The sequence below is a fragment of the Vibrio sp. 378 genome (assembly GCF_033339435.1).
On record NZ_JAWOUO010000745.1, the window covers coordinates 1 to 621 of the forward strand.

A 621-nucleotide genomic window follows, 5' to 3' on the forward strand; every position below is an offset into this window, starting at 1 on the left:
TAGCAGGATGAAGCGGATCTCCGCCCGACAACGACAAACCGCGACGTTTAATGCGCGTGTCATTCAAATCATTGATGATCTTGTCTTCCGCTTCTTGCGTGAACAACACACCCGAATCCAAGCGTTGCGTCGACTGGTTATAACAACCACGACACTGATGCACACAGCCCGACACAAACAATGTGCAGCGCGTACCCGGTCCGTTAACAACGTCAATTGGATAATATTGGTGGTAGTTCATAATGCGTCTCTTTGTTATCGCGAAAAAGAAAATCAACCTAAAGCAGGTTGATTTTCAAAGTGTGAATCGAGTGGTAATTAACCTTATAGGTGTTTCACTCGACGTTTAACTTCTTCTTGTTTGCCGAAGTTAAACGGACGTGCATCTGGGCTACCCAAGTAGCCACATACGCGACGTGTCACCGATACTTTGGTTGAATCGTGATTGCCACAACTTGGGCAAGTAAAGCCTTTGCTTGTACATTCAAACTCACCGGTGTAACCACATTCGTAACCCTCATCCATCGGAGTGTTGGTCCCGTAGTAAGGAACGCGGGTGTAACTGTAGTCCCACACGTTTTCTAGCGCTTCTACGTTACGTTGCATGTTCGGGAACTCACC

At 47.0% G+C, this 621-nt stretch carries 2 protein-coding genes; both read right to left on the minus strand.

Features of this window, described 5'->3' with window-relative positions; genetic code table 11:
• Nucleotides 1-241 (minus strand): 4Fe-4S cluster-binding domain-containing protein (locus R7Q48_RS28620; RefSeq protein ID WP_318133715.1); only part of this gene is annotated, 241 nt, incomplete at its 3' end.
• 83 nt (nt 242-324) lie between these two features.
• On the minus strand, nt 325-621 hold a 297-nt coding region (gene nrdD, locus R7Q48_RS28625; protein ID WP_318133716.1), incomplete at its 5' end, for an anaerobic ribonucleoside-triphosphate reductase.